The following is a 278-nucleotide window of genomic DNA, read 5'->3' as shown; positions in this document are numbered from 1 at the left end:
AATACTGGTAGTAACCTCCAGAAATTAAAACAGGCTGCCCAAAGGACAGCCTGTTTTGAAATTTAATTTTAATATTTTTTAATCTTGTACTACTATGATACTGAGTTCTTCAGAATCTGAACAGTCTCCATCGGTAATGGTGTAGATTGTGGTGTAAGTGCCAACACCTGTTTCATTAAATCGTTAATAATATTCCAGATCGAAGGATCAAGGGTAACATTGCGACTAACGCCATCTGCCAGTACACTCAGATAGAGCTTTCTAACTTCTTCTTTAAA

Annotated in this window: 1 protein-coding gene; it reads right to left on the bottom strand. The window is 36.3% G+C overall.

Annotated features, from left to right (window positions below; translation table 11 throughout):
• Window positions 1–92 precede the first annotated feature (92 nt).
• Window positions 93–278 (bottom strand): hypothetical protein (locus tag HC176_RS19930; protein ID WP_209309852.1); only part of this gene is annotated, 186 nt, incomplete at its 5' end.

It is taken from the genome of Tamlana crocina (genome assembly GCF_012037625.1).
Note: the sequence above shows the minus strand (reverse complement) of the source record. Positions and strands in the feature narration are given on the sequence as shown.